Source organism: Isoptericola sp. S6320L (genome assembly GCF_023015685.1).
Classification (GTDB): domain Bacteria; phylum Actinomycetota; class Actinomycetes; order Actinomycetales; family Cellulomonadaceae; genus Isoptericola; species Isoptericola halotolerans_A.
In genome coordinates, this window is record NZ_JALKAT010000001.1 from 88,848 (window position 1) to 113,138 (window position 24,291).

The window sequence follows — 24,291 nt, forward strand, 5'->3', positions numbered from 1 at the left end:
CAATCGCTGGGGCGTGCTCACCCGGCCCCGGTCGCACATTCCACCCCGCAAAGCCCCGCAAACGCGACCAAGCGGGCGCGTCGTGTGACTCTTCCGACATCACCGCCGGTCAGCGCGGCGGACGCAGCGCCGCCCGGGCCTGGGCGGTCGACCGCTGCGCCGCGCCGCGCAGCGCCGCCGCGTCGGGCCCGGCCGCGAGCACCCCGCGCGACGAGGACGCCAGCACGTTGCGGCGCACCGCACCGAACACGTCGGCCAGCTCACGCTCCCCGGCTCCCTGCGCCCCCACGCCCGGGGCGAGGAGCGGACCGCCCACGGCCTCGAGGTCCGTGCCGGTCTCGCGTGCCGCGGCGCCGATGGTGGCACCCACGACCAGGCCGACCGACCCCATCGGCAGACCGTCCGACACCGCACCGGCGTTGAGCGCCGCCGCCTGGGCCGCGACGCTCGCGGCGACGGTGAGGCCGTCCGGCCCCACCGCGTGCTGCACCTGCTGCCCCTCGGGGTTGGAGGTCAGGCACAGCACGAAGATCCCGCGTCCCGTCGCCGCCGCGAGCTCCGCCGCGGGAGCCAGGGAGCCGAACCCGAGGTACGGCGAGAGCGTCACGGCGTCACCCGCCAGCGGCGAGCCGTCGGCGAGGAACGCCTCGGCGTACCCGGCCATCGTCGAGCCGATGTCGCCCCGCTTGGCGTCGACGATCGTCAGCGTGCCCGCGGCGCGCGCGGCGGCGACGACGTCCTCCAGGGCGGCGACCCCCGACGAGCCGTGCCGTTCGAAGAACGCCGCCTGCGGCTTGAGCGCCGCCACCCGGCCGCCCAGCGCCTCGACGACGCGCAGGCCGAACTCGCGCACGCCCGCGGCGTCGTCGGCCAGACCCCAGTCGGCCAGCAGCGCGGGGTGCGGGTCGATCCCCACGCACAGCGGACCGAGCTCGTCCATCGCGGTCGCGAGCCGGGCGCCGAACGGCGGACGCGCGGCCGCGGTCGTGGCGGCCGCCTCCGCGGCGCTCACGCCCCGACCTCCGCGACCGGCCGGTCGATCCCGCGGCGCACGCGCGCGGCGGCGTCGTGCTCCTGCAGGCTCGCCACGGCGAACGGACCGCCGCGCACCGCCTCGACGGCCTGGACCGCCGCGGCCAGCTGGTCCACGGTGGTGACCATCGGCTTGTCCGCCGCGGTCGTCGCCGCGCGGATCTCGTAGCCGTCCGCACGGGCGCCCTGACCCGACGGGGAGTTGACCACCAGGTCGACCCGGCCCTCGGTGATGAGGTCCACCACCGTCGGCTCGCCGTCCGGGCCCACGCCGTCGGAGTACTTGCGCACCGCCGTCGCCGCGATCCCGTTGCGCGCCAGCACCTGGGCCGTCCCGGCCGTCGCGAGGATCTCGAAGCCGATGTCCGCCAGGCGCTTGACCGGGAAGACGATCGAGCGCTTGTCGCGGTCGGCCACCGAGACGAACACCGTGCCCGACGTCGGCAGCCCGCCGAACGCCGCGGCCTGCGACTTGGCGAACGCGTGCGGGAAGTCCTTGTCGAAGCCCATGACCTCGCCCGTGGAGCGCATCTCCGGGCCGAGCACCGTGTCGACCACGTGGCCCTCGGCGGTCCGGAACCGCTTGAAGGGGAGCACCGCCTCCTTCACCGCGAGCGGTGCGCCGAGGTCGAGCGTGCCGCCGTCGCCCACCGCGGGCAGGATGCCCTCGGCGCGCAGGTCGGCGATCGACTCGCCCACCATGACGCGGGCGGCGGCCTTGGCCAGCGAGGCACCGGTCGCCTTCGAGACGAACGGCACCGTGCGCGAGGCGCGCGGGTTGGCCTCGAGCACGTAGAGGACGTCGGAGACCAGCGCGTACTGCACGTTGAGCAGCCCGCGCACCCCGACGCCGCGCGCGATGGCCTCGGTGGAACGACGGATCCGCTCCACCTCGGCCTCGCTCAGCGACACCGGCGGCAGCACGCAGGCGGAGTCGCCCGAGTGGATGCCCGCCTCCTCGATGTGCTCCATGACGCCGCCGAGGAACAGCTCGGTGCCGTCGAACAGGGCGTCGACGTCGATCTCCATCGCGTCGTCGAGGAACCGGTCGATGAGCAGCGGCGCAGGCAGCGTGCCGGGGGCCTTCGCCGCGGCCACCGTGGCGGCGTCCGCGAGCGCCCGCTCCACGTAGCCGGTGAGCTGCTCGGCGGAGTACACGATCTCCATGCCGCGCCCGCCGAGCACGTAGGACGGGCGCACCAGGACCGGGTAGCCGATCCGCTCGGCGACGTCCTGCGCCTGACCGAGCGACCGGGCCGTGCCGAAGGCGGGGGCCGGCAGGCCGGCGTCGGCCAGGACCTGGCCGAAGAGCCCACGGTCCTCGGCGGCGTCGATGGCCTCGGGCGTGGTGCCGAGGATGGGCAGGCCGGCGTCCGCCAGCCGCTGCGCCAGGCCCAGCGGCGTCTGGCCGCCGAGCTGGACGATGACGCCCTTGACCGGGCCTGCCGCGAGCTCGGCGGCGTAGACCTCCAGGACGTCCTCGAGCGTCAGGGGCTCGAAGTACAGCCGGTCCGAGGTGTCGTAGTCCGTGGAGACCGTCTCGGGGTTGCAGTTGACCATGACGGTCTCGTAGGTGTCCTTGAGGGTCAGCGCCGCGTGCACGCACGAGTAGTCGAACTCGATGCCCTGCCCGATCCGGTTGGGGCCCGAGCCCAGGATGATGACCGCCTCGCGCTCGCGCGGTGCGACCTCCGTCTCGGCGTCGTAGGACGAGTAGTGGTACGGCGTGGTCGCGGCGAACTCGGCCGCGCACGTGTCCACGGTCTTGTAGACGGGGCGCACGCCCAGCGCGTGCCGCGCCTCGCGCACCGCGGCCTCGCCGCCCGGGCCCATCCGGCGCAGCTGCGCCACCTGGACGTCGGAGAGGCCGTGGCGCTTGGCCCGGCGCAGCACGTCGGCCGTCAGCGTCTCGGACGCCGCGGTGTCGAGGGCCACCTCGTTCATCAGCAGGATCTGGTCGAGGAACCAGGGATCGATCTTCGTGGCGTCGAAGACCTGCTCGAGCGTGGCGTGCCCCGCGGCGACCGAGCGCAGCGCCTGCTGCACGCCGACCAGGCGCTGCTCGGTGGGCCGCCCGATCTCGGCGAGGAGCTCGGCCAGCGCGTCGCCGGACGGCGCCTCGCCGTGCCAGTGGAAGTCGACGCCGCCCTTGTCGATGCTGCGCAGCGCCTTGCCGAGGGCCTCGGTGAAGTTGCGGCCCAGGGCCATCGCCTCGCCCACGGACTTCATGGTCGTGGTCAGCGTGTCGTCCGCCGCCGGGAACTTCTCGAACGCGAACCGCGGCACCTTGACGACCACGTAGTCCAGGGTGGGCTCGAAGCTCGCCGGCGTGACCCGGGTGATGTCGTTGGGGATCTCGTCGAGCGTGTAGCCGACGGCCAGCTTGGCCGCGATCTTCGCGATGGGGAAGCCCGTCGCCTTGGACGCCAGCGCCGACGAGCGCGACACGCGGGGGTTCATCTCGATGACGATGATGCGCCCGGTCTCGGGGTCCACCGCGAACTGGATGTTGCAGCCGCCCGTGTCGACGCCGACCTCACGGATGACGGCGATGCCGATGTCGCGCAGCTGCTGGTACTCGCGGTCGGTCAGCGTCATCGCCGGGGCCACGGTGACCGAGTCGCCGGTGTGCACGCCGACGGGGTCCACGTTCTCGATCGAGCACACCACGACGACGTTGTCGTCCTTGTCGCGCATGAGCTCGAGCTCGTACTCCTTCCAGCCGAGGATCGACTCCTCCAGGAGCACCTCGGTGGTCGGCGAGTAGTGCAGTCCCTGGCCGACGATCCGGCGCAGGTCGGACTCGTCGTAGGCCAGCCCGGACCCGAGACCACCCATCGTGAAGGACGGGCGCACGACCATCGGGTAGCCGAGGTCGTCCGCCGCCGCGAGGGCCTCGTCGACGGTGTGGATGATCTTCGAGCGGGCGGACTCGCCGCCGCACAGCTCGACGACGCCCTTGAACTCCTCACGGTCCTCACCCTTGCGGATGGCCGCGATGTTGGCGCCGATCAGCTCGACGCCGTACTCGTCCAGGACGCCGGCCTCGTGCAGCTCGATCGCCGCGTTGAGGGCCGTCTGCCCGCCGAGGGTGGGCAGCAGCGCGTCGGGGCGCTCCTTGGCGATGATCGTCGTCAGGACCTCACGCGTGATCGGCTCGACGTAGGTGGCGTCGGCGAACTCGGGGTCGGTCATGATCGTGGCGGGGTTGGAGTTGACCAGGATGACGCGCAGGCCCTCCTCCCGCAGCACGCGGCACGCCTGCGTGCCGGAGTAGTCGAACTCGCAGGCCTGGCCGATGACGATCGGGCCGGACCCGATGACCAGGACGGAGGACAGGTCGGAACGGCGGGGCATCAGTTCTCCTTCTCGCCGGAGCCGTCGGCCAGCAGCGCGAGGGCGCTGGCCGGCACGGTCACGGGCTCGCGGGTGGTCATGAGGTCGACGAAGCGGTCGAACAGGTAGGCGCTGTCGTGGGGGCCGGCGGCGGCCTCGGGGTGGTACTGCACGGAGAAGGCGGGCAGGTCGAGCGCCGTCAGCCCCTCGACCACCTGGTCGTTGAGCCCGACGTGCGAGACGATGACGCGCCCGTAGCGCACGTCGTCGGCGCGCTCGTCGTCGTAGGGGGCGGTGCTCACCGAGTCCAGCGGTGCGTCCACGGCGAACCCGTGGTTCTGCGCGGTGACCTCGACCTTGCCGGTGGTGCGGTCCATGACCGGCTGGTTGATGCCGCGGTGGCCGTAGGCGAGCTTGTAGGTGCCGTAGCCCAGGGCGCGGCCGAGGAGCTGGTTGCCGAAGCAGATGCCGAAGAACGGGATGCGACGGTCCAGCACGCCACGGAGCAGGTCGATCTCGGCGGTCGCCGCCGAGGGGTCGCCGGGCCCGTTGGAGAAGAACACCCCGGCCGGGGCGTCGGTCGGCAGGAGGGCCGCGACCTCGTCGACGGTCGTCGACTGCGGCACGACGTGCACGCGCACGCCGCGCTCGGCGAGCCGCACCGGCGTCATGGTCTTGATCCCCAGGTCCACGGCCACGACGGTCGCGACGGGGTCCGACCCCTCGGCCAGGCCGCGCGGCTCGACGGTGTAGGCCTCGGCGGTGGTGACCTCGCGGGCCAGGTCCGCGCCGGCCATCGGCGGGGCGGCCCGGACCTCGGCGACGAGCTCCGCCACGTCGCGTTCGACGCCGTCGCGCACCAGGTCGTCGCCGGAGAAGATGCCGGCGCGCATCACGCCCAGCTCGCGCAGGTGGCGCGTCAGGAACCGGGTGTCGACCTCGGCAATGCCGACCACGCCCTGCTCGGCGAGCTCGTCGGCCAGGTCGCCCCGCGAGCGCCAGCTCGAGGTGCGCCGCGCCGGGTCGCGCAGGACGTAGCCGGCGACCCAGATCCGGTGGGACTCGGGGTCGTCGTCGTTCACGCCGGTGTTGCCCACGTGGGGAGCGGTCATCACGACGATCTGGCGGTGGTAGGACGGGTCGGTGAGCGTCTCCTGGTAGCCGGTCATGCCGGTGGAGAAGACGATCTCACCCACGGTGGTGCCGCGGGCGCCGTAGGCGGTGCCGCGGGCGACGGTACCGTCCTCGAGGACGAGGACCGCCGGGTCGGTGCTGGTGCTGGAGGTCACTTGGTGTCCTTCGTGCTCGGGGTGGACGGGGTGATGAGGGAGCCGGCGGCCTCGACGAGCCGAGCGCGGTCGGCCGTGTAGCGCGGACGCAGACCGGTGTCGAGCAGCGTGGCGTCGGTCTCGCCGTCGGAGGGGACGGACCAGGTCAGGACGACCAGCCCGGACCCGCCGACGTACTTGCCGGCCATGCCGGGAGCGGTCCCGACGCCGTGCAGGGCGCGGGCCGGGACCAGGAGCGGCGGGCTGCCGTCGCGGTCCACGACGATGCCCCCGTCGAGGACCGTGACCTCGGCGGCGCTGCGGTCGCCGAGGCCGTAGGCGCCCACGCGGGCGAGCCAGTCGCCCGCCAGGGTGCTCGAGACGTAGGTGGCCTCGACGGGGCCGAGCCGGACCGCGCCGAGCGCATCCTCGGCCGCGGGCACCCCGGGGGGACGCGGCACCAGGTGCCCGGTGCGCGCGGCGATGCGCCGCCGGCCGGTCAGCACGAGCACGAGCAGCGCCACGCCGATGACGACCCAGATCCCCACGGCGACGGGCATCGGCAGGTTCATCGTGCCCCCACCACGCCGGCCTCGACCGGTGCGCCGTCGAGCACGGTCGCCCGCCCCCGCAGGAAGGTCGCCACGACCCGGCCGGGCAGCTCGTGCCCGCGGAACGGGGTGTTGGCGCTCGCGGTCGCCTGGTCGGCGCCGTCGATCGTCCGCGTCGCCGCCGGGTCGACCAGGGTCAGGTTGGCGGGCTCGCCGACGGCGATCGGCCGACCCTGCGTCGCCTCGACGCGGCCGATGCGTGCCGGGTTCGCGGAGAGTACGCGCGCGACGTCGGCCCAGCTCAGCAGGCCGGTGTCCACCAAGGTCTGCTGCACCACGCTCAGCGCGGTCTCCAGGCCGGTCATCCCGAACGCCGCGGCACCCCACTCGCAGTCCTTGTCCTCGCGGGTGTGCGGGGCGTGGTCGGTGGCGACGATGTCGATGGTGCCGTCGGCCAGGCCCTGCCGCACGGCCTCGACGTCGGCCGCCGTGCGCAGCGGGGGGTTGACCTTGTAGGTCGGGTCGTAGGTGCGGGCCAGCTCGTCGGTGAGGACCAGGTGGTGCGGCGTGACCTCGGCCGTGACGTCGATACCGCGCGACTTCGCCCACCGGACGATCTCGACCGAGCCGGCCGTGGACAGGTGGCACACGTGCAGGCGGGAGCCGACGTGCTCGGCCAGCAGCACGTCGCGGGCGATGATCGCCTCCTCGGCGACGGCGGGCCAGCCCGCCAGGCCGACCTGGGAGGAGACGACGCCCTCGTTCATCTGGGCGCCCTCGGTCAGGCGGGGCTCCTGGGCGTGCTGGGCCACCACGCCGTCGAACGCCTTGACGTACTCCAGCGCCCGGCGCATGAGGACGGGGTCGTGGACGCACCTGCCGTCGTCGGAGAACACCCGCACCCGCGCCGCGGAGTCCGCCATCGCGCCCAGCTCGGCCAGCCGCACGCCGTCGAGGCCGACGGTGACGGCACCGACGGGGTGGACGTCGGCCCAGCCCGCCTGCTCGCCGAGACGGTGCACCTGCTCGACCACGCCGGCGGTGTCGGCGACGGGCGAGGTGTTGGCCATCGCGTGCACCGCGGTGAAGCCACCGACGGCGGCGGCCCGGGTCCCGGAGGCGACGGTCTCGGCGTCCTCGCGGCCCGGCTCGCGCAGGTGGGTGTGCAGGTCGACCAGGCCGGGCAGGAGCACGTGGTCGGCCGCCTCGACGACCGTCGCGCCGTCGACCCGGGCGGTGCCGGCTGCCGTGATCTCGGCGACGACGCCGCCGGCGAGCACGACGTCGACCGCGTCCCCGCCGAGGGGGCGCGCGCCGCGCAGGACGTAGGTGGTGGTACCCGTGGTGGGGTCGGTGCTCACAGGTCGTTCCCTTCTGCCGAGCTGTCGCCGGCCATCAGCAGGTAGAGGGCCGCCATGCGCACGGCGATGCCGTTGGCGACCTGCTCGACGATCACGGCCTTGTCGGAGTCGGCGGCCTCGGCCGAGATCTCCAGGCCGCGGTTCATCGGGCCGGGGTGCATGACGATCGCGTGGTCGGCGAGCCGGGCCAGCCGGCGCGCGTCCAGGCCGTAGTAGCGGCTGTACTCCAGCGGGCTGGGGAAGAACGCCCCGGCGCCGCCGGACATCCGTTCGCGCTGGACGCGCAGCATCATCACCGCGTCGGGACGCCAGTCGTCCAGCGTGGCGTCGAGGTCGTAGGAGGTGCGGCACGGCCACGTCTCCACCCCGACGGGCACGAGGGTGGGCGGGGCGACGAGCGTCACCTCGGCCCCCAGCGTGCGCAGCAGCGCCACGTTGGCGCGGGCGACGCGCGAGTGGAGCACGTCCCCCACGATGGCGACGCGCAGGCCCGCGAGGTCCGCGCCGACCCCGTCGGCGGCGCCGCCCGGCAGACCCGAGCCCCGCACCGCGAGGTGGCGGCGGATCGTGTAGGCGTCCAGCAGCGCCTGGGTGGGGTGCATGTGCGTGCCGTCGCCCGCGTTGAGCACGGCGGCGTCCAACCAGCCGGCGTGCGCCAGCTGGTAGGGCGCACCGGAGGCCCAGTGCCGGACGACGACGGCGTCGGCGCCCATCGCGTGCAGCGTCAGGGCGGTGTCCTTGAGCGACTCGCCCTTGGACACGCTGGAGCCCTTGGCGGAGAAGTTGATGACGTCCGCGCTCAGCCGCTTGGCGGCCGTCTCGAAGGAGATCCGCGTCCGGGTGGAGTCCTCGAAGAACAGGTTGACGACGGTGCGCCCGCGCAACGTGGGCAGCTTCTTGATCTCCCGCGACTGGGTCGCGGCCATCTGGGCCGCGGTGTCGAGCAGGCCGACGGCCTCCTGCTTGGACAGGTCCGCGGTGGACAGCAGGTGCTTCATCGCGCGCCCCTCTCCCCCGCCGCGTCGTCCCGCCCGGCGATCACCACGGCGTCGGCGACGTCGTCGACCTCGGCCAGGCGCACCCGGACGCGCTCGCTCTGGGCGGTGGGCAGGTTCTTGCCGACGAAGTCGGGCCGGATCGGGACCTCGCGGTGGCCGCGGTCGACGAGGCAGGCCAGACGCACGGCGCGGGGACGACCGAGGTCGCCGAGGGCGTCCAGGGCGGCGCGGATGGTGCGTCCGGAGAAGAGGACGTCGTCGACCAGCACGACCGTCTTGTTCTCGATGCCGGCCGCGGGCAGCCGGGTGACGCCGACGGCGCGCGTGGGCTGGCGCCGCAGGTCGTCGCGGTACATCGTGACGTCCAGCTCACCGACACAGGCGTCGACGTCGAAGGCCGGGTCGATCTGTGCCAGGCGTTCCGCCAGCCGCCGGGCGAGGGTGACGCCGCGGGTGGGGATGCCGAGGAGGACCAGGTCGTCCGTCCCCCGGGCGCGCTCCACGATCTCGTGGGCGATGCGGGTCAGCGCGCGGGCGACGTCGCTCGCGCCGAGGACGGTCGTGCCGTCCGGTTCAGAGTCTGCGGGCAGGGCAGGACCAGGGCTCAACGGGACTCCTTCTCCGCCTCACGGGACGGTTTTAAAGGGGGTCTGTCGCGATCACTCTAACGCGCCGGTCCGGAGACGAGGCAGCCGACGACCAGCATGTGGTCGTCGGCTGCGTCACACCCGCCCGCGCTCGCGCCGGGCTGCTGCCCGTCAGGCGAGCAGCGTCGGCTTGATCTCGAGGAGCCGGCCCAGGAGGCCGTTGACGAACGCCGGGGAGTCGTCGGTCGACAGCTCGTGGGCCAGGTCCACGGCCTCGTCCACCGCGACGGCGTCCGGGATGTCGTCGTTGAAGATCAGCTCGAACGTGCCCACCCGCAGCAGCGCGCGGTCCACGGCCGGCATCCGGGCGATCGTCCACCCGCGCGAGTACGTCTCGAGCAGCTCGTCGATGCGCTCACGGTGCGCGACGACGCCCTCGACGAGGTCGACGGTGTACTGCGGCACGGACGCCTCGGCGTGCGGCTCGATGACGCGGTCCTGCAGCAGCACGAGCGGGTCGACGCCGCGCGCCTCCGACTCGAAGAGGATGTCGGCGGCCCGCTTGCGGGCCTTCGTCCGGGAGGCCATGTCAGTCGTTCACACGGCCGAGGTACGAGCCGTCACGGGTGTCGACCTTGACCTTGGTGCCCTGCTCGAGGAACAGCGGCACCTGGATCTCGGCGCCCGTCTCGAGGGTCGCCGGCTTCGTGCCACCCGTGGAGCGGTCGCCCTGCAGGCCGGGCTCGGTGTAGGTGATCTCGAGGACCACGGACGACGGCAGCTCGACGTACAGCGGCTGGCCGTCGTTCGACGCGATCATGATGCTCATGCCCTCGAGCATGTAGTCCTTGGCGTCGCCGACGGTGGCGGCCGGCACCATGATCTGGTCGTAGGTGTCGGTGTCCATGAACACGAAGTCGGAGCCGTCCATGTACAGGTACTGGAAGTCGCGACGGTCCACGTTGGCCGTCTCGACCTTCGTGCCCGCGTTGAACGTCTTGTCGACGACCTTGCCCGAGAGCACGTTCTTCATCTTGGTCCGGACGAACGCGCCGCCCTTGCCCGGCTTGACGTGCTGGAACTCGAGGATCGACCACAGCTGCCCGTCGATGCGCAGCACGGTGCCGTTCTTGATGTCGTTGGAGGTAGCCACGTTCTTGTCTGTCCTCGGCGGGTCTCGGGGTCAGGCGGTGAGCCTGTCGGAAAGGCGTGCGGCGCCCACAATGGGCCCGGAACATCCTACAGCGCGCCGAGAGCTGCGTGCCCGGCCAGCCCGAGTGCGGCCGACCACACCAGGGACGCGAGCGTGCCCACGACGAACCTCTCTCCCGCCACGGGGTGCTCGCGCAGCTCGGGCAGCCGGCCGAGCGCCTTGACGGCCACGACGACCGCCACACCCTCCGGGTAGCCGGCCAGGATCGTGCCCGTGATCGCGAAGCGCTCGAGCAGACCGATCCAGGTGCCGTTGCCCAGCACCGCCAGGGCCTCGGCCCGAGCCGTCGGCCCGGACTCGGCGTGCCGGAGCACCAGCGGGACGAGCCACGCCCCCAGCGCCACGCTCACGGCCAGGACGGCCACCGAGACGCCCGCGATCGCCAGGCCAGTCGCCACCGGTCACTCCTCGTCGTCGTGCGGTCCGTCGGGACGGTCGTCCACGGCGGTCGCGGCGGCGTCCGCCGCCCGCAGCAGGCGCCCGGCCAGCGGTCGTGCCGCCTGCTCCTCCGCCCACAGCGCGGTCCGCAGCCGCTGGCTGACGGCCTGCTCGCTCACTCCGAGCCGCGCCGCGGTCGCCCGCTGCGGGGCGTCCACCCCGCTGTGCTCGGCGAGCGTATCGACGGCCTCCCACCCGGCGTCGGACCGACGCGCCGCCACCGCACCCAGGAGCCGCAGCAGCGCCTGGGTGTCCCCCGCGATCGTGGCCGCCGGCTCGTCCGGCGGACCGACGACGGCGATCGGCACCGAGCTGCCCCGGCCCTTCGCCTCCTCGACGGCCGCGCGCGCCCGCACGAACGCCGGCCCGGACGCGGCACGGGAGCTCTCGGGCAGCGGCCCGTCCACCGCGCCGACGCCCACGCCCACCGACCATCCGCCGTCGCGCAGGAGGTCGGCGATGAGCTCGACCGCCAGCCGGGCGCCGTCGTCGTCGGCACCGAGAAGGCCCTGGACCTCGTCCCCGACGGTCCGTTCGAAGGACAGCACGAGGCCGGGCACCGCGTGACCGTCGGCGGTGGTCCTGCCCCGCAGGCGCTCGAGCAGCGGGGGCACGAGGTCCCCCCGGGTGGTGCTCGCCTTCTGGTCCACGGTGAGGACGATCATGCATCAAGCCTAGGGTCTTGATTGCATCAGGTCAAGGCTAAGACCTTGATAGAAGCCTGTCTAGGCTGCGAGCTTGTTCTTTACCGCGTCCAGGGCGAGCCGGTACGAGTCGAAACCGAAGCCCGCGATCGTCCCCGTCGCGATGCCCGCGACCACGGACAGGTGGCGGAACGACTCCCGCGACGCCGGGTTCGACAGGTGCACCTCGACCAGCAGCAGGCCCGATGTCGTCACCTGAGCGGCGGCGTCGCGCAGCGCGTAGCTGTAGTGGGTGAAGGCTGCAGGGTTGAGCACCACGTGCGAACGCGTGTCGACCGCCTCGTGCAGCCACCCCACGAGGGTCGACTCGTCGTCCGTCTGCCGCACCTGCACCGCGAGGTCCCGGTCGCTCCCCCAGCCCGCGGCCGCCCGCTCGAGGTCGGCCATGGACGCGTGGCCGTAGATCTCCGGCTCACGCACGCCCAGGCGTCCGAGGTTGGGGCCGTTGAGGATCATCACGCGTGCCGCGCCGTCGTCGACTGTCATGGGCGTGAGCGTACTCACCGCACGGCCGTGACGACGCGCGCCGACACACCGGCTCGCGCCCCTTGACCTCAAGCCCGCTGGAGGTCCGACCCTGGTCAGCGCCGGTACGGGAAGGCCGATGAGAACCCGCTCCCCGCACGGTCCTCCTGACCAGCACCGCCCGCTCGGTCCCACCACCTTGGAGACACCATGACCAGCACCCCGACCCCGGCCGCGCTGCGCGCTGCGCTCGACGGCACCGCCACCGTCCTGACCCCGGAGGCCGACGCGTTCGAGGCGGCGCACCAGATACGGCTCGGCGGGGTGGACGCCGTGCCGGTCGCCGTCGTGCGCCCCACCGACACCACCGGCGTCGCCCGCACCGTCCGCTTCGCCGCCGAGCACGGGCTCGAGCTCGCGGTCCGCTCCGGCGGGCACTCCGCCCTCGGCCGCGGTCGGCAGCACGGCGCGCTGGTCCTCGACGTCCGCGGCCTCGACTCGATCCGGATCGACCACGGCGCCGGCACGGCGACCGCCGGGGGCGGGATCACGGCCGGCGCCTACACGGCGGCGACGGCCGAGCACAGGCTCGTCACCCCGTTCGGAGACACCGGCACGGTGGGCGTCGCCGGCATCACGCTGGGCGGCGGCGTCGGCTTCCTGTCCCGCCGGCTCGGCATGACGATCGACTCGTTGCGGGCCGCGCAGGTCGTCACGGCCGACGGCGAGGTCCGGCTCGCCTCCCCCGACTCGTACCCGGACCTGTTCTGGGGAATCCGGGGCGGTGGCGGGAACCTCGGCGTCGTCACCGAGCTGACGTTCGACGTCCACGAGCTCGGCACCGTCGTCGGCGGTCCGCTGATCCTGCCGGGGACGCCAGCCTCCGTGGCGGGAACGGTCTCGCTGCTACGGGCGGCCCCGCGCGAGCTCGCGGCCATCGTCATGGTCATGGTCGCCCCGCCGATGCCGTTCCTGCCCGCAGAGGTCCACGGCCGGCTCATCACCATGGTGAACCTGTGCTGGTCAGGGGACGTCGACGAGGCGGAGGCAGCCGTCGCGCCCCTGCGCGCGCTCGGCGACCAGGAGGGTGGCGTGCTCGCCGACCTGGTAGCCCCCGGCCCGTACCCAGGGCTGCTGGTCGGTCCGGAGGGCCCGCCCCTGGCGATGCGCTACCGCTCGTTCTTCGCCGACGACCTCGACGAGGCGAGCGCCGCCGAGCTCCTGGCCGCCCTGGAGTCGAGCACCGCCATGATGCGGGCGGTGCAACTGCGGGTGCTCGGGGGAGCCATTGCTGATGTCCCGGCCGACGCCACCGCGTTCGCCCACCGCGACGCCGCGATCACCGGCGTCGTGGCCGCGGCGGAACGGACGTCCGCCGCGGTCGCCGAGCACACCGGGTGGGCGACGGCCCTCGCCGACCGGCTGCGCGCGGGGCGGCCGGGCGCCTACGTCAACTTCGTGCCCGACGGTGACCCGGCTCTGCTCGCGGACGCCTACCCAGGAGCCACCGGCCGCCGGCTGGCGGCGCTCAAGGGGACGTACGACCCGCACAACCTGTTCCGCGGGAACCTCAACGTCGAACCCGTTCAGGCTCCCTGAGCCGTCCAGCCCGTCGCCGCGGGCGCCAGTGCACCGACGGCCTCCTCGGCGGTGACGAGGTCGGCCATCGTCACGCAGCGGCCAGGCGCGACGTCGACGACGCGCTCGGCGGCCAACGCGGTGAGCAGGCCGGTGGCCCGCGACTGCCCGGACCCGACCGCGGTGAGCTGCCGACCGTTCCTCCGGACGGTCGCCTGGAGACTCCAGGCGTCCGACCCGAGCAGCGGCGCTCCGCCGATGAGCCTCCCGCCGCGCCCGAGGCGGCCGACGACAGCCACGGCTGCGGTCGCCGTGGCACTGGAGAACGTCAACCACGAGCGGACGACGAGATCGTCCGTCAGCACATGGTCGGCGAGGTCCGTGCGCAGGTGGGTGCGGCGACGCCCGTCGGGACCGACGATACGTCTCCGCTCGTGCAGGTTGCGCACCCGCCCGCCCTCGGGCGGCGCGTGCAGGTCGCTACCGACGAGGGCCTCCGTCCACGCCACCGCGGCTGCCCCGTGCTTCTCCCCGGACCCCAGCATCACGGCCAGGTCGACCTCGTCGCCGCGGCGCGCTTCGGTCGCGGATATCAGGACCGTGGACAGTCCTGGCACGAGCCCGGCACCGAGCACCACGGACGTGCCAGCAGGAACACTCGCACGGAGGGCGACGAGGTACCTGCTGGTCGCGCTGATGTCCACCAGGGCCGCGCCGTCCAGCACCTCGGCGAGCCGTGGGTCCTCGATGCCCGAGGCGTTGATCACCACGTCGTGCCCGGCAGCGGCACGGCCGAGCTGCTCCAGGCCGGCGCTCCCGGTCAGATCCACCCGGGCGCCGCCGTCGGGTCCCGAGCGGCCTGCTGGGGTGACGTCATGCCCGCCCGACCGCAGTGCGTCCACGACATGTCGCCCGACCGCGCCACGGGCGCCCACGACCAGTGCTCTCACGATCATCTCCAAACGTTCAGTTGGACCTTGACCATATACCAACTGATCGGTTGGACCCTAGGATGTGCCCATGCCCTGGGACACCGCGCGCACCCGCGAGCGCCTGCTGGACGCGGGCAGCCGACAGTTCGCGGCCACGGGGTTCGCCGGCACGTCCGTGGCGGACATCGGCCGCGATTCCGGGGTGAACAAGGAACGCCTGTACGCCTACTTCGGCAGCAAGCGGGAGTTCTTCGATCACGTGCTGGCCTATCGCCTCGACGGGCTGCTCGACGACCTCGACGTCCCGGGTACCGGACCCGAGGCCGTCGGCGCATGGGCGGGGCTCCTGTGGGACCGCTATGTCGCCGACCCGGACATCGCCCGCCTGCTCGCCTGGGAGGGCCTCGAGCTCGACGGGCCGGCGGCCGCCGCGCACCGGACATCGGCGTGCGCCGAGGTCACGAGACGGCTGCAGGACGTCCTGCCCACCGCCGACGAGCAGTCCGCTCGCCACCTTCTGCTGTCGGTGATCACCCTGGTGACCGGCGCATGGACACTCTCCGGTCTTGCTGCACTCGTCACGCCCGCCGACGACAGGAACGACAGGCGCGCTGCCACGGTCCGCCACGTCGTCGTCCTGGCGCGGGCCGTTCAGACTCCCTGAGCCGTCCAGCCCGTCCATCGGTCGACGTGCACCCTGACCACCGGGCCGGTGGGGCGGCGCTCGCGGTACGGCGGGTAGCGACCGGCGAGAGCGTCCAGCGCGATCTCGCGGCCCGCGCCGTCGTGCTGGATCGAGGCCTCCCCGTCCGCACGGACCCACCACAGGTGGGCCCAGTCCTCGTCGTAGGCGTCCACCAGCAGCGCGGCCCGCGGGTTCGCGGCGAGGTTGCGCAGCCGCCGCGGGTCGGTCGTCGACTTGGGCTTGTGGTCGACGGCGGACACGACCTGCGTACCGTCCGGGCCACCGAGCAGGGCGAAGGTGACCGGGACCACGTGCGGGACGCCGTCCGCGTCGGCGGTGGCGAGCACCGCGCGCCGTGCCTCGGCGAACCGACGCCGGCACTCGGCGACGTCGAGGGCGGGCACGGCGCTACGCCCGCATCGCGTCGATCTCGTCCCGTCGCAGCCGCACCAGCCGGTCGACCACCTCGTCGGGCAGCGGACGGTCCGGCTGGAAGCCGATCGAGCCCTTCGTGACCCGGAACCCCTCCAGGTCGGCGACCACCGCCTCGATCACGGGCGGGCTGAACGGGTACACGCCGACGTGCTTCTTCGTCCGCACCACGCTGATCAGGGGACTGTCCCGGTACCGCAGGGCGGGCATGCCGTAGCCGGCACCCTCCTCGGCCTCCGGCACGATCTCGCGGGCCCGGGCGAGCACGCGCCCGACGGCCGACGCCTCCGGCTCCTCGAGGGAGTCGACGTACTCGCTCACCTGGCCCATGCGTCCATCCTGCGCCACCGGTCCCCTCCTCGCCGGTCCGGGGTGCCCACCGCTCAGGCCTCGACCGGGTCCGTGACGACCAGCATGAGAACGAGTCCCGCGAGGATGACGGCCACGATGGCCAGCACGCCCCAGATCGTGGCACCGGTCAGGGCGATGACGACGCCCCACAGCGCCGGTGTCAGGAACGACACCGCGCGACCCGTCGTCGCGTACAGGCCGAAGATCTCCGACTCCTGGCCGGCGGGGGTCAGGCGGGCGAGGAACGACCGTGAGGCCGTCTGTGCCGGTCCGACGAAGCAGGTCAGGGCCAGCCCGGCGACCCAGAAGACGATCCCGCCCAGCGGGTGCAGCGCCACGACGACGATGCCGCAGGTCACCAGCGCGGCGAGCGACCAGACGATCACCCGGCGGGCGCCGAGGCGGTCGTCGAGGCGCCCGGCGACGATCGTGCTGGCCCCCGCCAGCAGGTTCGCCGCGATGCCGAACGCGATCACCTGGTCGGGTGCGAAGCCGAACGACACCGCCGCCACGATCGCCCCGAAGGTGAAGACACCGGCCAGCCCGTCGCGGTAGACCGCGCTGGCGAGCAGGAACCAGAACGTGGTGCGCGACGTGCGGTACAGCGCGACGACGTCGTGCCACAGCTCGACGTACCCGGCGAAGAAGCCCACCTTGGCGCGGTCGCCCGCGGGCGGCGCCTCCGGGACGTTCCGGAACAGGGGCCAGGCGAAGGCGACGGCCCACACCCCGCAGCCGACGGCGATCGCCCGGTAGCCGAGCCCGTCGTCGGTCGGCATGCCGAAGAAGTCGAACGCCTGGGCGACGACGACCACCAGCAGCGCGACGATGCCACCCACGTAGCCGAGACCCCAGCCGAGACCGGAGACCCTGCCGACGGTCCGCGGTGTGGAGACCTGGGTGAGCATGGCGTTGTAGTTCACGCCGGCGATCTCGCTGGCCACGCTGCCCAAGGAGATCAGCGCGGCGCCGAGCACGAAGTAGGCGGGGTCGGCACGGACGAACCCGAGCCCGAACATGCACACCACCAGCAGGATGGTGCCCGCACCCAGCCAGGCCTTGCGCCGTCCCGTGACGTCGGCCCGGCGGCCGAGCACCGGGGCGAGCAGCGCGACGAGCACCCCGCCCACGGCGATCCAGGCACCCAGCGCGCTCGTCAGGCCCGCGAGCGCCCGCGTGTAGGCCGGGTCGTCCTCGCCCAGCGCCACGACGGCGGGGTCGAGGAACGAGTCACCCGTGAGGTACAGCGCGGTGAAGACGAAGGTGAGCACCACCGTGTTGAAGGGTTGCGTGGCCCAGTCCCACAGTGCCCACGACCGCACCCGGCGGCGGCGCTCGGCCGGCGGCAGCGCGTCGACGGGGTGGGAGGAGTCGTGGTCCGACGGCTTCGTCGGCGGGGCGTCGCTCATGGGCGCCGAGTCTGCCGCATCCGGGTGAACGCCGGGTAGCGCCGCGCGGTCGGTCCCGTCGCAGGGCGCCGGGCCGCGATGTCGTCGTACGGTACCCACGTGCCAGCGCTGCCGAACGACACCTCGCCCGACGAAGTCGTCTGGGAACCCGACCCGCTGCTCGACGGCTTCGTGTCCGCTCCGGTCGGCCCCGCGACGCTCGTGCGGCGTGCCGAGGGCCCGACCACGCCGCGCGGTGTCGTGCTGCACGTGCACGGCTACAACGACTACTTCTTCCAGGACCACCTGGCGGACGCCGTGCACGAGGCGGGGTACGTCTTCTACGCGGTGGACCTGCGGCGCGCGGGGCGCTCGCTGCTGCGCCCGGCCGACGACGCCGGTGCCGAGGCGGGGATACCGCCGCACTTCACCACGTCGCTGCAGGAGCTCGGGGGCGACCTCGACGCGGCGCTGTCCCGGGTGCGCGCCGCCGAGCCGGGACTGCCCGTGGCGGTGCACGCGCACTCCACCGGTGCGCTCACCACGTCGATGTGGTCGCACGCACGCGGTGCGGACGGCCCCGACGCCGTCGTGCTGAACTCGCCGTTCCTGGACCTGGCCGGCTCGTGGCTCTCCCGGCAGGTGAACACCGGCGTGCTGGGCGTGCTCGGCCGGCTGCGCCCCCTGGCGGTCGTGAGCACCCACCCGTCGGTCTACGCCACGTACCAGCACGTGGACAACGGGGGACGGTGGCGGTTCGACACCGACCTGAAGAAGCCCGAGGGACAGCCCGTCCGTGCCGCGTGGCTGCGGGCCGTGCGGCGCGCCCAGCTGCGCCTGGCGCGAGGCCTGGAGATTCCCGGCCCGGTCCTGGTGGCGCGGTGCGCGTCCTCCGGCCCGGACAGCCCCGACAACCCGGGCCTCGACCGGCAGGACACGGTGCTCGACACCCGGCAGATCGCCCGGCTCGCGCCGCGGCTGGGCCCCGACGTCACCCAGGTCGTCGTCGCCGACGGGGTGCACGATCTGACCCTCTCGGCGGACGGTCCGCGCCAGGAGTACCTCGGGGCCCTCGTGCGCTTCCTCGCCGACCGGCTGCCGGCGGTGGCCGCATGACCGGCGCGTCGCCCTCGCGGCACCCGTACTTCGGGCGGCCCGGCCCCACCGGCCGTCCCCCCGTCGCGGCGCTGGCGCACCGCGGCTTCTCGCACGGGCACGCGAACCTGGAGAACTCGATGGCGGCCTTCGCGGCGGCCGTCGACCTCGGCTACCGGTACGTGGAGACGGACGCGCACGGCACGCGCGACGGCGTGGCGGTGGCCCTGCACGACGAGTCGCTCGACCGCACCACCGACGGCATCGGACTGGTGGCCGACCTGTGCTGGGACGAGGTCCGCCGGGCCCGGATCGGGGGCACGGAGCCGGTGCCGCTGCTGACCGACGTGCTGGGCACGTGGCCGGACCTGCGCGTCAACATCGACGTCAAGGGCGACTCGGGCGTCGAGCCGGTCGCGGCGGCGATCGAGGCGACGGCGAGCCACGACCGGGTGTGCGTCACGTCGTTCTCCCCGCGGCGGCGTCGGGCGACCCTGGCGCAGCTGTCCCGGCCGGTGGCCACCAGTGCGGGTCGCGGCGAGGTCATCGGGTTCCTCGTGGGCGCGCGCCTCCGACTGCCCGCACTGGTCGGCCGTTCCCTGCGCCGGGTGGACGCGCTGCAGGTGCCGGTGGCCGAGGACGGCCTGACCGTGGTCGACGCGCGCACGGTCGCCGCGGCGCACCGGGCCGGGCGGTACGTGCACGTCTGGACCGTCGACGAGCCGGCCGAGATGCACCGGCTCCTCGACCTGGGGGTGGACGGGCTGGTCACCGACCGCGCCGACCTGCTGCGCGACGTGCTCCGCGACCGCGGGCAGTGGACGTGAGGCCCACCGCGGGCGGGTCGTCGGATCAGGCGCCGAGCTGCACCGGGACGCCCGGGTTGCCCGACGGCGGCTCCTTGGAGATCTCCGCGTAGGCGGCGGCGAGCACGGTCGGGTCCGGCCCCTCGAGGCGGACCGGCCGGCCGACGTCGTCCAGCACGACGAAGCGCAGCAGGTCGCCGCGGGCCTTCTTGTCCCGGCGCATCGCCGCGAGGAGCTGGTCCCAGCGGTCCCCGCGGTAGGTGGTGGGCAGCCCGACGGCCGTGAGGATCTCGCGGTGCCGCTCGACGACGGCGTCGTCCAGCTTGCCGCCGAGCCGGCCGAGCTCGGCCGCGAACACCATGCCGACGGCCACGGCGGCGCCGTGACGCAGCTGGTAGCGCTCGACCAGCTCGATCGCGTGGCCGAGGGTGTGGCCGTAGTTGAGGATCTCGCGCAGTCCCTGCTCGGTGAGGTCCTCGCCCACCACACGCGCCTTGACGCGCACCGAGCGCTCGATGAGCTCGGTCAGCACCGCCCAGGTCTCCTCGGTGGCGTCGGCACCGGCCCACTCGCGCAGGGCGTCGGCGTGCTCGGCGGTCAGCTCGAGGATGCGCTCGTCGGCGATGAAGCCGGTCTTGATCACCTCGGCCAGGCCGGCGACCAGGTCCCAGCGGTCGAGCGACTCCAGCGCGGCCAGGTCGCACAGCACACCGGCCGGCGGATGGAAGGCTCCCACGAGGTTCTTGCCCTCGGCGGTGTTGATACCCGTCTTGCCGCCCACCGCGGCGTCGACCATGGCGAGCAGCGTGGTCGGCACGTGCACCACCCTGATGCCGCGCAGCCAGGTCGCCGCCACGAACCCGGCGAGGTCCGTCGTCGCGCCGCCGCCCACCGACACGATCGCGTCGGAGCGCGTGAAGTCGGCCTGCCCCATGACCTGCCAGCAGAACGCGGCCACCTGGGCCGTCTTCTGCTCCTCGGCGTCGGGCAGCTCGGCGGCGAACGCCTCGTAGCCCTGGGCGACCAGGTCCTCACGGACCGCCTCGCCGGTGGCCTCCAGCGAGGCGGGGTGCATCACCAGCACGCGGCGCACGTCCGGGCCCAGCAGCGCGGGCAGCTCGCCCAGCAGGTGCCGGCCGACCACGACGTCGTAGGGCTTGTCACCGTTCACCGTGACCCGGACCGTCATGCCTGTACCTCCTGGTGGATCTGGTCGGCCATCTCGTGCGCCGTGCGTCCGTCCGAGTGCACGCGCAGGGTGGCGAGTCGTTCGTAGGTGGGGCGGCGGGCCTCCATGAGCTCGGCCCAGCGCGCCCGGGGGTTGCCGACGAGCAGCGGGCGGGCCTGGTTGAACCCGACGCGGGGCGCGGCGTGGGCGAGCGACACGTCGAGGAACACGACGACGCCGCCCCCCGCCGCGTAGCCGACCAGAGCGCTCTGGGTGTGGGCGTCCATCACCGCGCCCCCGCCGAGGGCCAGCACACCCGCGTGGGTGGCGAGCGCGGTCGTGACGGCCTCGCGCTCCAGCTCGCGGAAGTGCGGCTCGCCGTCCTCGACGAAGACGTCCGCGACGCTCTTGCCCGCCAGCTCCTCGACGTCCGCGTCGGTGTCGCGGAACCCGGTGGCCAGCCGCCGGGCGAGGATCGTGCCCACCGTCGTCTTGCCGCTGCCGGGCGGACCGATCAGCACCAGCCGCGGCTGGGCGTCCGTCATCGCTGCAGCTCCGGGATGGAGGCGAGGTAGGCCTCGGCGTTGCGGCGGACCTCCGCCACCGAGTCGCCACCGAACTTCTCCAGCGCGGCCTGGGCCAGCTCGAGCGCCACCATCGCCTCGGCGACGACGGCGGCCGGCGGGACGGCGCACACGTCCGAGCGCTGGTGGTGGGCCGTCACGGCCTCGCCGGTGGCGACGTCGACGGTGGCCAGGGCGCGCGGCACCGTGGAGATCGGCTTCATGGCCGCCGAGACGCGCACCACCTCGCCGTTGGACATGCCGCCCTCGATGCCGCCCGCCCGGTTCGAGCGACGCCGGATCCGGCCGTCGGCGTCGCGCTCGATCTCGTCGTGCGCGGCCGAGCCGCGGCGCCGCGCGGTACGGAACCCGTCACCGACCGCGACGCCCTTGATCGCCTGGATCCCCATGAGCGTGGCGGCCAGGCGCGCGTCGAGGCGGCGGTCCGAGTGGGTGTAGGTACCGAGCCCGGTGGGCACGCCGTAGGCGAGCACCTCCACGACTCCGCCGAGGGTGTCGCCGTCCTTGCGGCACGCGTCGATCTCGGCCACCATCGCCTCGCTCGTGGCCGCGTGGAAGCAACGCACCGGGTCGGCGTCGAGGGCCGCGACGTCGTCGGGCGTCGGCAGGTCGGCGTCCTCGGGCACCTCGACGGGCCCGATGGACGTCACGTGGCTCACGAGGCGGACGCCGAGCGCCTGCTCGAGGAACTTCGCCGCGGCCACCCCGAGCGCCACGCGCGTGGCCGTCTCGCGGGCGCTGGCGCGCTCGAGCACCGGGCGGGCGTCGTCGAACCCGTACTTGCGCATGCCCACCAGGTCCGCGTGCCCGGGGCGCGGTCGGGTCAGCGGGCGGTTGCGCGCGATCTCGCGCTCGTCGCCGGTGCCGGCGTCGACCTTGAGCGCCTCGGGCGGCACGGGGTCGGCCGACATCACGTCGACCCACTTGGGCCACTCGGTGTTGCCCACCTCGATCGCGAGCGGGCCCCCCTGCGTCACCCCGTGGCGCAGCCCGCCCAGGACCCGCACGGCGTCCTGCTCGAACTTCATCCGCGCGCCACGGCCGTAGCCGAGGCGGCGGCGGGCCAGGGCGTCCTGGATGTCGGAGGTGACGAGCTCCACCCCCGCGGGCAGCCCTTCCATCACCCCGACCAGGGCCTGACCGTGCGACTCTCCCGAGGTCAACCAGCGCAGCATGGTCGCGATTCTTTCACGCTCGTCCCGCCCTCCGGGCCGCGTGGCCGGATGCCGGACGTCGCGCGGGCCGTCCCGTCAGGCGGCCTCGGCGGTCAGGACGCCCTGCAGGGCCGCGTCCATCGCCGCCACCGGGCCGGGACGGCCGGTCATGAGGCGAACCTGCTCGACCGCCTGGTGCAGCAGCATGCGCTCGCCGCCGACGACGGTCCCGCCGGCGGCGGCCCAGGCCCGCGAGAGCGCCGTGGGCCGCGGGTCGTAGACGACGTCCAGCAGCACGCCGGCCGGCCGGTCGCCACGCAGACGCAGCGTGTCCGCGACCGGGTCCGCCGCGTGCGCGGGCATCGTCGCGACGACCACGTCGGCACGGGCCAGCGCCGCCGGCGCGGCGACAGGCTCGAGCACCTCGAAGCGCGGGGTGACACCCATGCGACCCGCCGCCTCCTGCAGGCCCGCCGCGCGGGCCAGGCTGCGCACCAGCACCAGCGGGCTGGTGCAGCCGAGCTCGCCGAGCGCGGCCAGCGTCGACGCGGCGGTCGCTCCCCCGCCGAGCACGACGGCGTCGCGCACCGGCGTCCGGCGGGTGCCGTGCCGCGCGGCCAGGCCCTCACGGATCGCCTCGACGAGGCCGTAGACGTCCGTGTTGCTCCCCGTCAGGGTGATGCCGCCCTGCGACGGGCCGACCAGCACGGTGTTCACGGCGCCGACCGCCCGGGCCAGCGGGTCGACGTGGTCGACCAGGTCCATCACGGCGTGCTTGAGCGGCATGGTGACGCTCAGCCCGGCCCAGCCGAGGTCGAGGCCGCGCACCACGTCGCCGAGCTGCTCGACCGTGGTGTCGACGGCCGTGTACTCCCAGCCCTCGAGGCCGAGCGCGTCGTAGGCGGCGGTGTGCAGCACCGGGGACAAGGAGTGGCCGACGGGATGCCCGATGACGGCCGCGCGGCGGGTGGCAGACATCGTCAGCTGTTCTCCGCCATCCACTCTTCGAGCTCCTGGCGATAGATGTTGTGCTGCTCGTTGGTCTCGGAGAACTTGGTCTCGCCCGTCTCCAGATTGACCGCCACCCAGAAGATCCAGTCGCCGTCGGCCGGGTTCATCACCGCTTCGATGGACGATGCACCGGGACTCGCGATGGGGGTCGGCGGGAGGCCGACGTGCGCGTAGAGGTTGTACGGGTTGTCCGGGTCGTCGAGGTCGGCACGTGTGAGTTCAGTCCCCGACTTCCCCAGCCCGTAGGCCACGGCAGCATCGATCTGCAGGATCATGCCTCGGTCGAGCCGGTTCTGGATCGCTCGCGCCATCTTCGGACGGTCCGGCTCGAACTTCGCCTCGCGTTCGATGAGCGACGCCTTGGTGAGCACCTCCTGCCGGTCGCCGTCGTCCACGCCGAGCGAGTCGAGCTCCGCCTTGGTCTGGTCGACCATCGTCGACAGCAGGTCGACCGCCTCGTCGTCCGGCTGCACGTTGTAGGTCTTGGGGAACAGCCACCCCTCCGGGTTGCCGTCCGCCGACTTGGGGAGCCCGATGGCCTTCGGATCGGCCAGCGCCTCCTCGAGCTCCTCGCGCGAGAACTCCGTGACCGACGCGACGCGGTCCACGACCTGCTCGACGGTGTAGCCCTCAGGGATCGTGACCTCGGTCTCGATCTTCTCGTTCGCGAGCAGAGCATCGACGGCGTTGGCGGCGCTCATCTGCGTGTAGAGCTCGTAGGTGCCCGGCTGGATCCCCGCGGCGCCCGGCGCGGACTCGAACGCCTCGTTGAACGCGCCCACGCTGGCGACGACGTCCGCCTCGGCGAGCACCTGTCCCATCTGCGAGCCGGTCGCCCCCTCGGGGATGACCACCTGCACGGGATCGGTGCCCGAACCCTCGTAGTCCTCGGGCGCGCTGTTGAAGAGTGCCAGGTCGAAGCCGCTCAGCGAGCCGCTGAGCCGGTCCCAGAAGAAGACGCCGCCGGCACCCAGCAGGCCGAGCAGGACGACCATGATCACGGCGGTGCGCTGCTGGCGGCGGCGCCTGCGCTTGCGCGCCGCGCGCTTGCTCGCCGCCGAGCGGACGCGCGAGGGTGGTGCGGTCGGGCGCTGGGCCGTCGAGTGCTCGAAGAGGTCCGTCACGCCGGGATCATCCTTCGGGTCGTCGGTGCG

25 protein-coding genes are annotated in these 24,291 nt (G+C 73.6%); 4 read left to right on the top strand and 21 right to left on the bottom strand.

Annotated features, from left to right (window positions below):
• Positions 1-109: 109 nt before the first annotated feature.
• From pyrF to MWU57_RS00520, 12 genes are all read right to left on the bottom strand, one after another.
• A complete protein-coding gene (pyrF, locus tag MWU57_RS00465) occupies positions 110-1,012 on the bottom strand; it encodes an orotidine-5'-phosphate decarboxylase (protein WP_308221121.1) in 903 nt (300 codons plus the stop codon).
• Positions 1,009-4,389 carry a carbamoyl-phosphate synthase large subunit gene (gene carB / locus MWU57_RS00470; RefSeq protein WP_106269213.1) on the bottom strand — a complete coding sequence of 1,127 codons (3,381 nt, stop codon included), beginning with the start codon at positions 4,387-4,389 and terminating at the stop codon, positions 1,009-1,011. The genes pyrF and carB overlap by 4 nt, the downstream gene beginning before the upstream one ends.
• On the bottom strand, positions 4,389-5,657 hold the full coding sequence (gene carA, locus MWU57_RS00475; RefSeq protein ID WP_106269212.1) for a glutamine-hydrolyzing carbamoyl-phosphate synthase small subunit: 1,269 nt from the start codon (positions 5,655-5,657) through the stop codon (positions 4,389-4,391). Before carA ends, carB begins: the two co-directional genes overlap by 1 nt.
• Positions 5,654-6,208 carry a hypothetical protein gene (locus MWU57_RS00480; protein WP_106269211.1) on the bottom strand — a complete coding sequence of 185 codons (555 nt, stop codon included), beginning with the start codon at positions 6,206-6,208 and terminating at the stop codon, positions 5,654-5,656. The genes carA and MWU57_RS00480 overlap by 4 nt, the downstream gene beginning before the upstream one ends.
• Complete coding sequence (locus MWU57_RS00485; RefSeq protein WP_246906656.1) at positions 6,205-7,548, bottom strand: dihydroorotase; 1,344 nt, start codon at positions 7,546-7,548, stop codon at positions 6,205-6,207. Before MWU57_RS00485 ends, MWU57_RS00480 begins: the two co-directional genes overlap by 4 nt.
• A complete protein-coding gene (locus MWU57_RS00490; protein ID WP_106269209.1) occupies positions 7,545-8,546 on the bottom strand; it encodes an aspartate carbamoyltransferase catalytic subunit in 1,002 nt (333 codons plus the stop codon). Before MWU57_RS00490 ends, MWU57_RS00485 begins: the two co-directional genes overlap by 4 nt.
• Complete coding sequence (gene pyrR / locus MWU57_RS00495; RefSeq protein ID WP_106269208.1) at positions 8,543-9,154, bottom strand: bifunctional pyr operon transcriptional regulator/uracil phosphoribosyltransferase PyrR; 612 nt, start codon at positions 9,152-9,154, stop codon at positions 8,543-8,545. Before pyrR ends, MWU57_RS00490 begins: the two co-directional genes overlap by 4 nt.
• 150 nt (positions 9,155-9,304) lie before the next feature.
• Complete coding sequence (gene nusB, locus MWU57_RS00500) at positions 9,305-9,721, bottom strand: transcription antitermination factor NusB (RefSeq protein WP_106269207.1); 417 nt, start codon at positions 9,719-9,721, stop codon at positions 9,305-9,307.
• A gap of 1 nt (position 9,722) precedes the next feature.
• Positions 9,723-10,286, bottom strand: coding sequence for an elongation factor P (gene efp / locus MWU57_RS00505; RefSeq protein WP_106269206.1), 564 nt, complete (start codon positions 10,284-10,286; stop codon positions 9,723-9,725).
• Positions 10,287-10,372: 86 nt separating this feature from the next.
• The gene (locus MWU57_RS00510; RefSeq protein ID WP_106269205.1) at positions 10,373-10,744 is read right to left on the bottom strand and encodes a hypothetical protein; all 372 of its coding nucleotides are present in this window, start codon (positions 10,742-10,744) and stop codon (positions 10,373-10,375) included.
• Positions 10,745-10,747: 3 nt separating this feature from the next.
• The gene (locus tag MWU57_RS00515) at positions 10,748-11,449 is read right to left on the bottom strand and encodes a hypothetical protein (RefSeq protein WP_246906658.1); all 702 of its coding nucleotides are present in this window, start codon (positions 11,447-11,449) and stop codon (positions 10,748-10,750) included.
• Positions 11,450-11,509: 60 nt separating this feature from the next.
• Positions 11,510-11,974 carry a type II 3-dehydroquinate dehydratase gene (locus MWU57_RS00520; protein ID WP_246906660.1) on the bottom strand — a complete coding sequence of 155 codons (465 nt, stop codon included), beginning with the start codon at positions 11,972-11,974 and terminating at the stop codon, positions 11,510-11,512.
• Positions 11,975-12,163: 189 nt separating this feature from the next.
• Between MWU57_RS00520 and MWU57_RS00525 the strand changes: the two genes are divergently transcribed.
• Positions 12,164-13,552 (top strand): FAD-binding oxidoreductase, encoded by a 1,389-nt coding sequence (locus tag MWU57_RS00525; protein ID WP_246906662.1) that lies wholly within the window; start codon positions 12,164-12,166, stop codon positions 13,550-13,552.
• Here MWU57_RS00525 and MWU57_RS00530 read toward each other — a convergent pair.
• A complete protein-coding gene (locus MWU57_RS00530; protein ID WP_207767734.1) occupies positions 13,540-14,487 on the bottom strand; it encodes an NAD-dependent epimerase/dehydratase family protein in 948 nt (315 codons plus the stop codon). The genes MWU57_RS00525 and MWU57_RS00530 overlap by 13 nt on opposite strands.
• Before the next feature lie 64 nt (positions 14,488-14,551).
• Between MWU57_RS00530 and MWU57_RS00535 the strand changes: the two genes are divergently transcribed.
• Positions 14,552-15,127: a TetR/AcrR family transcriptional regulator gene (locus tag MWU57_RS00535; protein WP_246906664.1), complete on the top strand. Its 576-nt coding sequence runs from the start codon at positions 14,552-14,554 to the stop codon at positions 15,125-15,127.
• Here MWU57_RS00535 and MWU57_RS00540 read toward each other — a convergent pair.
• Genes MWU57_RS00540 through MWU57_RS00550 form a run of 3 tightly spaced genes read right to left on the bottom strand, consistent with a single transcriptional unit; the run spans position 15,115 to position 17,340 of the window.
• Complete coding sequence (locus MWU57_RS00540; RefSeq protein ID WP_246906665.1) at positions 15,115-15,552, bottom strand: TIGR03668 family PPOX class F420-dependent oxidoreductase; 438 nt, start codon at positions 15,550-15,552, stop codon at positions 15,115-15,117. The two genes, MWU57_RS00535 and MWU57_RS00540, sit on opposite strands and share 13 nt — an antisense overlap.
• 4 nt (positions 15,553-15,556) lie before the next feature.
• Complete coding sequence (locus MWU57_RS00545) at positions 15,557-15,910, bottom strand: iron chaperone (protein ID WP_246906666.1); 354 nt, start codon at positions 15,908-15,910, stop codon at positions 15,557-15,559.
• Between the two features lie 53 nt (positions 15,911-15,963).
• On the bottom strand, positions 15,964-17,340 hold the full coding sequence (locus MWU57_RS00550) for an MFS transporter (RefSeq protein WP_246906669.1): 1,377 nt from the start codon (positions 17,338-17,340) through the stop codon (positions 15,964-15,966).
• Between the two features lie 99 nt (positions 17,341-17,439).
• Between MWU57_RS00550 and MWU57_RS00555 the strand changes: the two genes are divergently transcribed.
• Together MWU57_RS00555 and MWU57_RS00560 are read left to right on the top strand one after the other, a co-directional pair.
• Positions 17,440-18,435: an alpha/beta hydrolase gene (locus MWU57_RS00555; RefSeq protein WP_246906671.1), complete on the top strand. Its 996-nt coding sequence runs from the start codon at positions 17,440-17,442 to the stop codon at positions 18,433-18,435.
• Entirely contained in the window at positions 18,432-19,241 is an 810-nt protein-coding gene (locus MWU57_RS00560) for a glycerophosphodiester phosphodiesterase (RefSeq protein WP_246906672.1), read from the top strand. Before MWU57_RS00555 ends, MWU57_RS00560 begins: the two co-directional genes overlap by 4 nt.
• Positions 19,242-19,266: 25 nt before the next feature.
• On the opposite strand, the gene aroB is transcribed toward MWU57_RS00560, so the two are convergent.
• From aroB to mltG, 5 genes are all read right to left on the bottom strand, one after another.
• Positions 19,267-20,409: a 3-dehydroquinate synthase gene (gene aroB / locus MWU57_RS00565; RefSeq protein WP_246906673.1), complete on the bottom strand. Its 1,143-nt coding sequence runs from the start codon at positions 20,407-20,409 to the stop codon at positions 19,267-19,269.
• The gene (locus tag MWU57_RS00570; RefSeq protein ID WP_246906674.1) at positions 20,406-20,933 is read right to left on the bottom strand and encodes a shikimate kinase; all 528 of its coding nucleotides are present in this window, start codon (positions 20,931-20,933) and stop codon (positions 20,406-20,408) included. The genes aroB and MWU57_RS00570 overlap by 4 nt, the downstream gene beginning before the upstream one ends.
• A complete protein-coding gene (aroC, locus tag MWU57_RS00575; RefSeq protein ID WP_246906675.1) occupies positions 20,930-22,147 on the bottom strand; it encodes a chorismate synthase in 1,218 nt (405 codons plus the stop codon). Before aroC ends, MWU57_RS00570 begins: the two co-directional genes overlap by 4 nt.
• A gap of 75 nt (positions 22,148-22,222) precedes the next feature.
• Positions 22,223-23,104: a shikimate dehydrogenase gene (locus tag MWU57_RS00580; protein WP_246906676.1), complete on the bottom strand. Its 882-nt coding sequence runs from the start codon at positions 23,102-23,104 to the stop codon at positions 22,223-22,225.
• Between the two features lie 2 nt (positions 23,105-23,106).
• Positions 23,107-24,261: an endolytic transglycosylase MltG gene (gene mltG / locus MWU57_RS00585; protein ID WP_246906677.1), complete on the bottom strand. Its 1,155-nt coding sequence runs from the start codon at positions 24,259-24,261 to the stop codon at positions 23,107-23,109.
• Between the last annotated feature and the right edge of the window lie 30 nt (positions 24,262-24,291).

Bases quoted from the DNA above. Each gene is read 5' to 3' on its own strand.
- carB (WP_106269213.1), bottom strand. From the start codon at position 4,389: ATGCCCCGCCGTTCCGACCTGTCCTCCGTCCTGGTCATCGGGTCCGGC.
- MWU57_RS00480 (WP_106269211.1), bottom strand. From the start codon at position 6,208: ATGAACCTGCCGATGCCCGTCGCCGTGGGGATCTGGGTCGTCATCGGC.
- MWU57_RS00490 (WP_106269209.1), bottom strand. From the start codon at position 8,546: ATGAAGCACCTGCTGTCCACCGCGGACCTGTCCAAGCAGGAGGCCGTC.
- nusB (WP_106269207.1), bottom strand. From the start codon at position 9,721: ATGGCCTCCCGGACGAAGGCCCGCAAGCGGGCCGCCGACATCCTCTTC.
- MWU57_RS00515 (WP_246906658.1), bottom strand. From the start codon at position 11,449: ATGATCGTCCTCACCGTGGACCAGAAGGCGAGCACCACCCGGGGGGAC.
- MWU57_RS00520 (WP_246906660.1), bottom strand. From the start codon at position 11,974: ATGACAGTCGACGACGGCGCGGCACGCGTGATGATCCTCAACGGCCCC.
- MWU57_RS00525 (WP_246906662.1), top strand. From the start codon at position 12,164: ATGACCAGCACCCCGACCCCGGCCGCGCTGCGCGCTGCGCTCGACGGC.
- MWU57_RS00530 (WP_207767734.1), bottom strand. From the start codon at position 14,487: ATGATCGTGAGAGCACTGGTCGTGGGCGCCCGTGGCGCGGTCGGGCGA.
- MWU57_RS00535 (WP_246906664.1), top strand. From the start codon at position 14,552: ATGCCCTGGGACACCGCGCGCACCCGCGAGCGCCTGCTGGACGCGGGC.
- MWU57_RS00545 (WP_246906666.1), bottom strand. From the start codon at position 15,910: ATGGGCCAGGTGAGCGAGTACGTCGACTCCCTCGAGGAGCCGGAGGCG.
- MWU57_RS00550 (WP_246906669.1), bottom strand. From the start codon at position 17,340: ATGAGCGACGCCCCGCCGACGAAGCCGTCGGACCACGACTCCTCCCAC.
- MWU57_RS00560 (WP_246906672.1), top strand. From the start codon at position 18,432: ATGACCGGCGCGTCGCCCTCGCGGCACCCGTACTTCGGGCGGCCCGGC.
- aroB (WP_246906673.1), bottom strand. From the start codon at position 20,409: ATGACGGTCCGGGTCACGGTGAACGGTGACAAGCCCTACGACGTCGTG.
- MWU57_RS00570 (WP_246906674.1), bottom strand. From the start codon at position 20,933: ATGACGGACGCCCAGCCGCGGCTGGTGCTGATCGGTCCGCCCGGCAGC.
- aroC (WP_246906675.1), bottom strand. From the start codon at position 22,147: ATGCTGCGCTGGTTGACCTCGGGAGAGTCGCACGGTCAGGCCCTGGTC.
- MWU57_RS00580 (WP_246906676.1), bottom strand. From the start codon at position 23,104: ATGTCTGCCACCCGCCGCGCGGCCGTCATCGGGCATCCCGTCGGCCAC.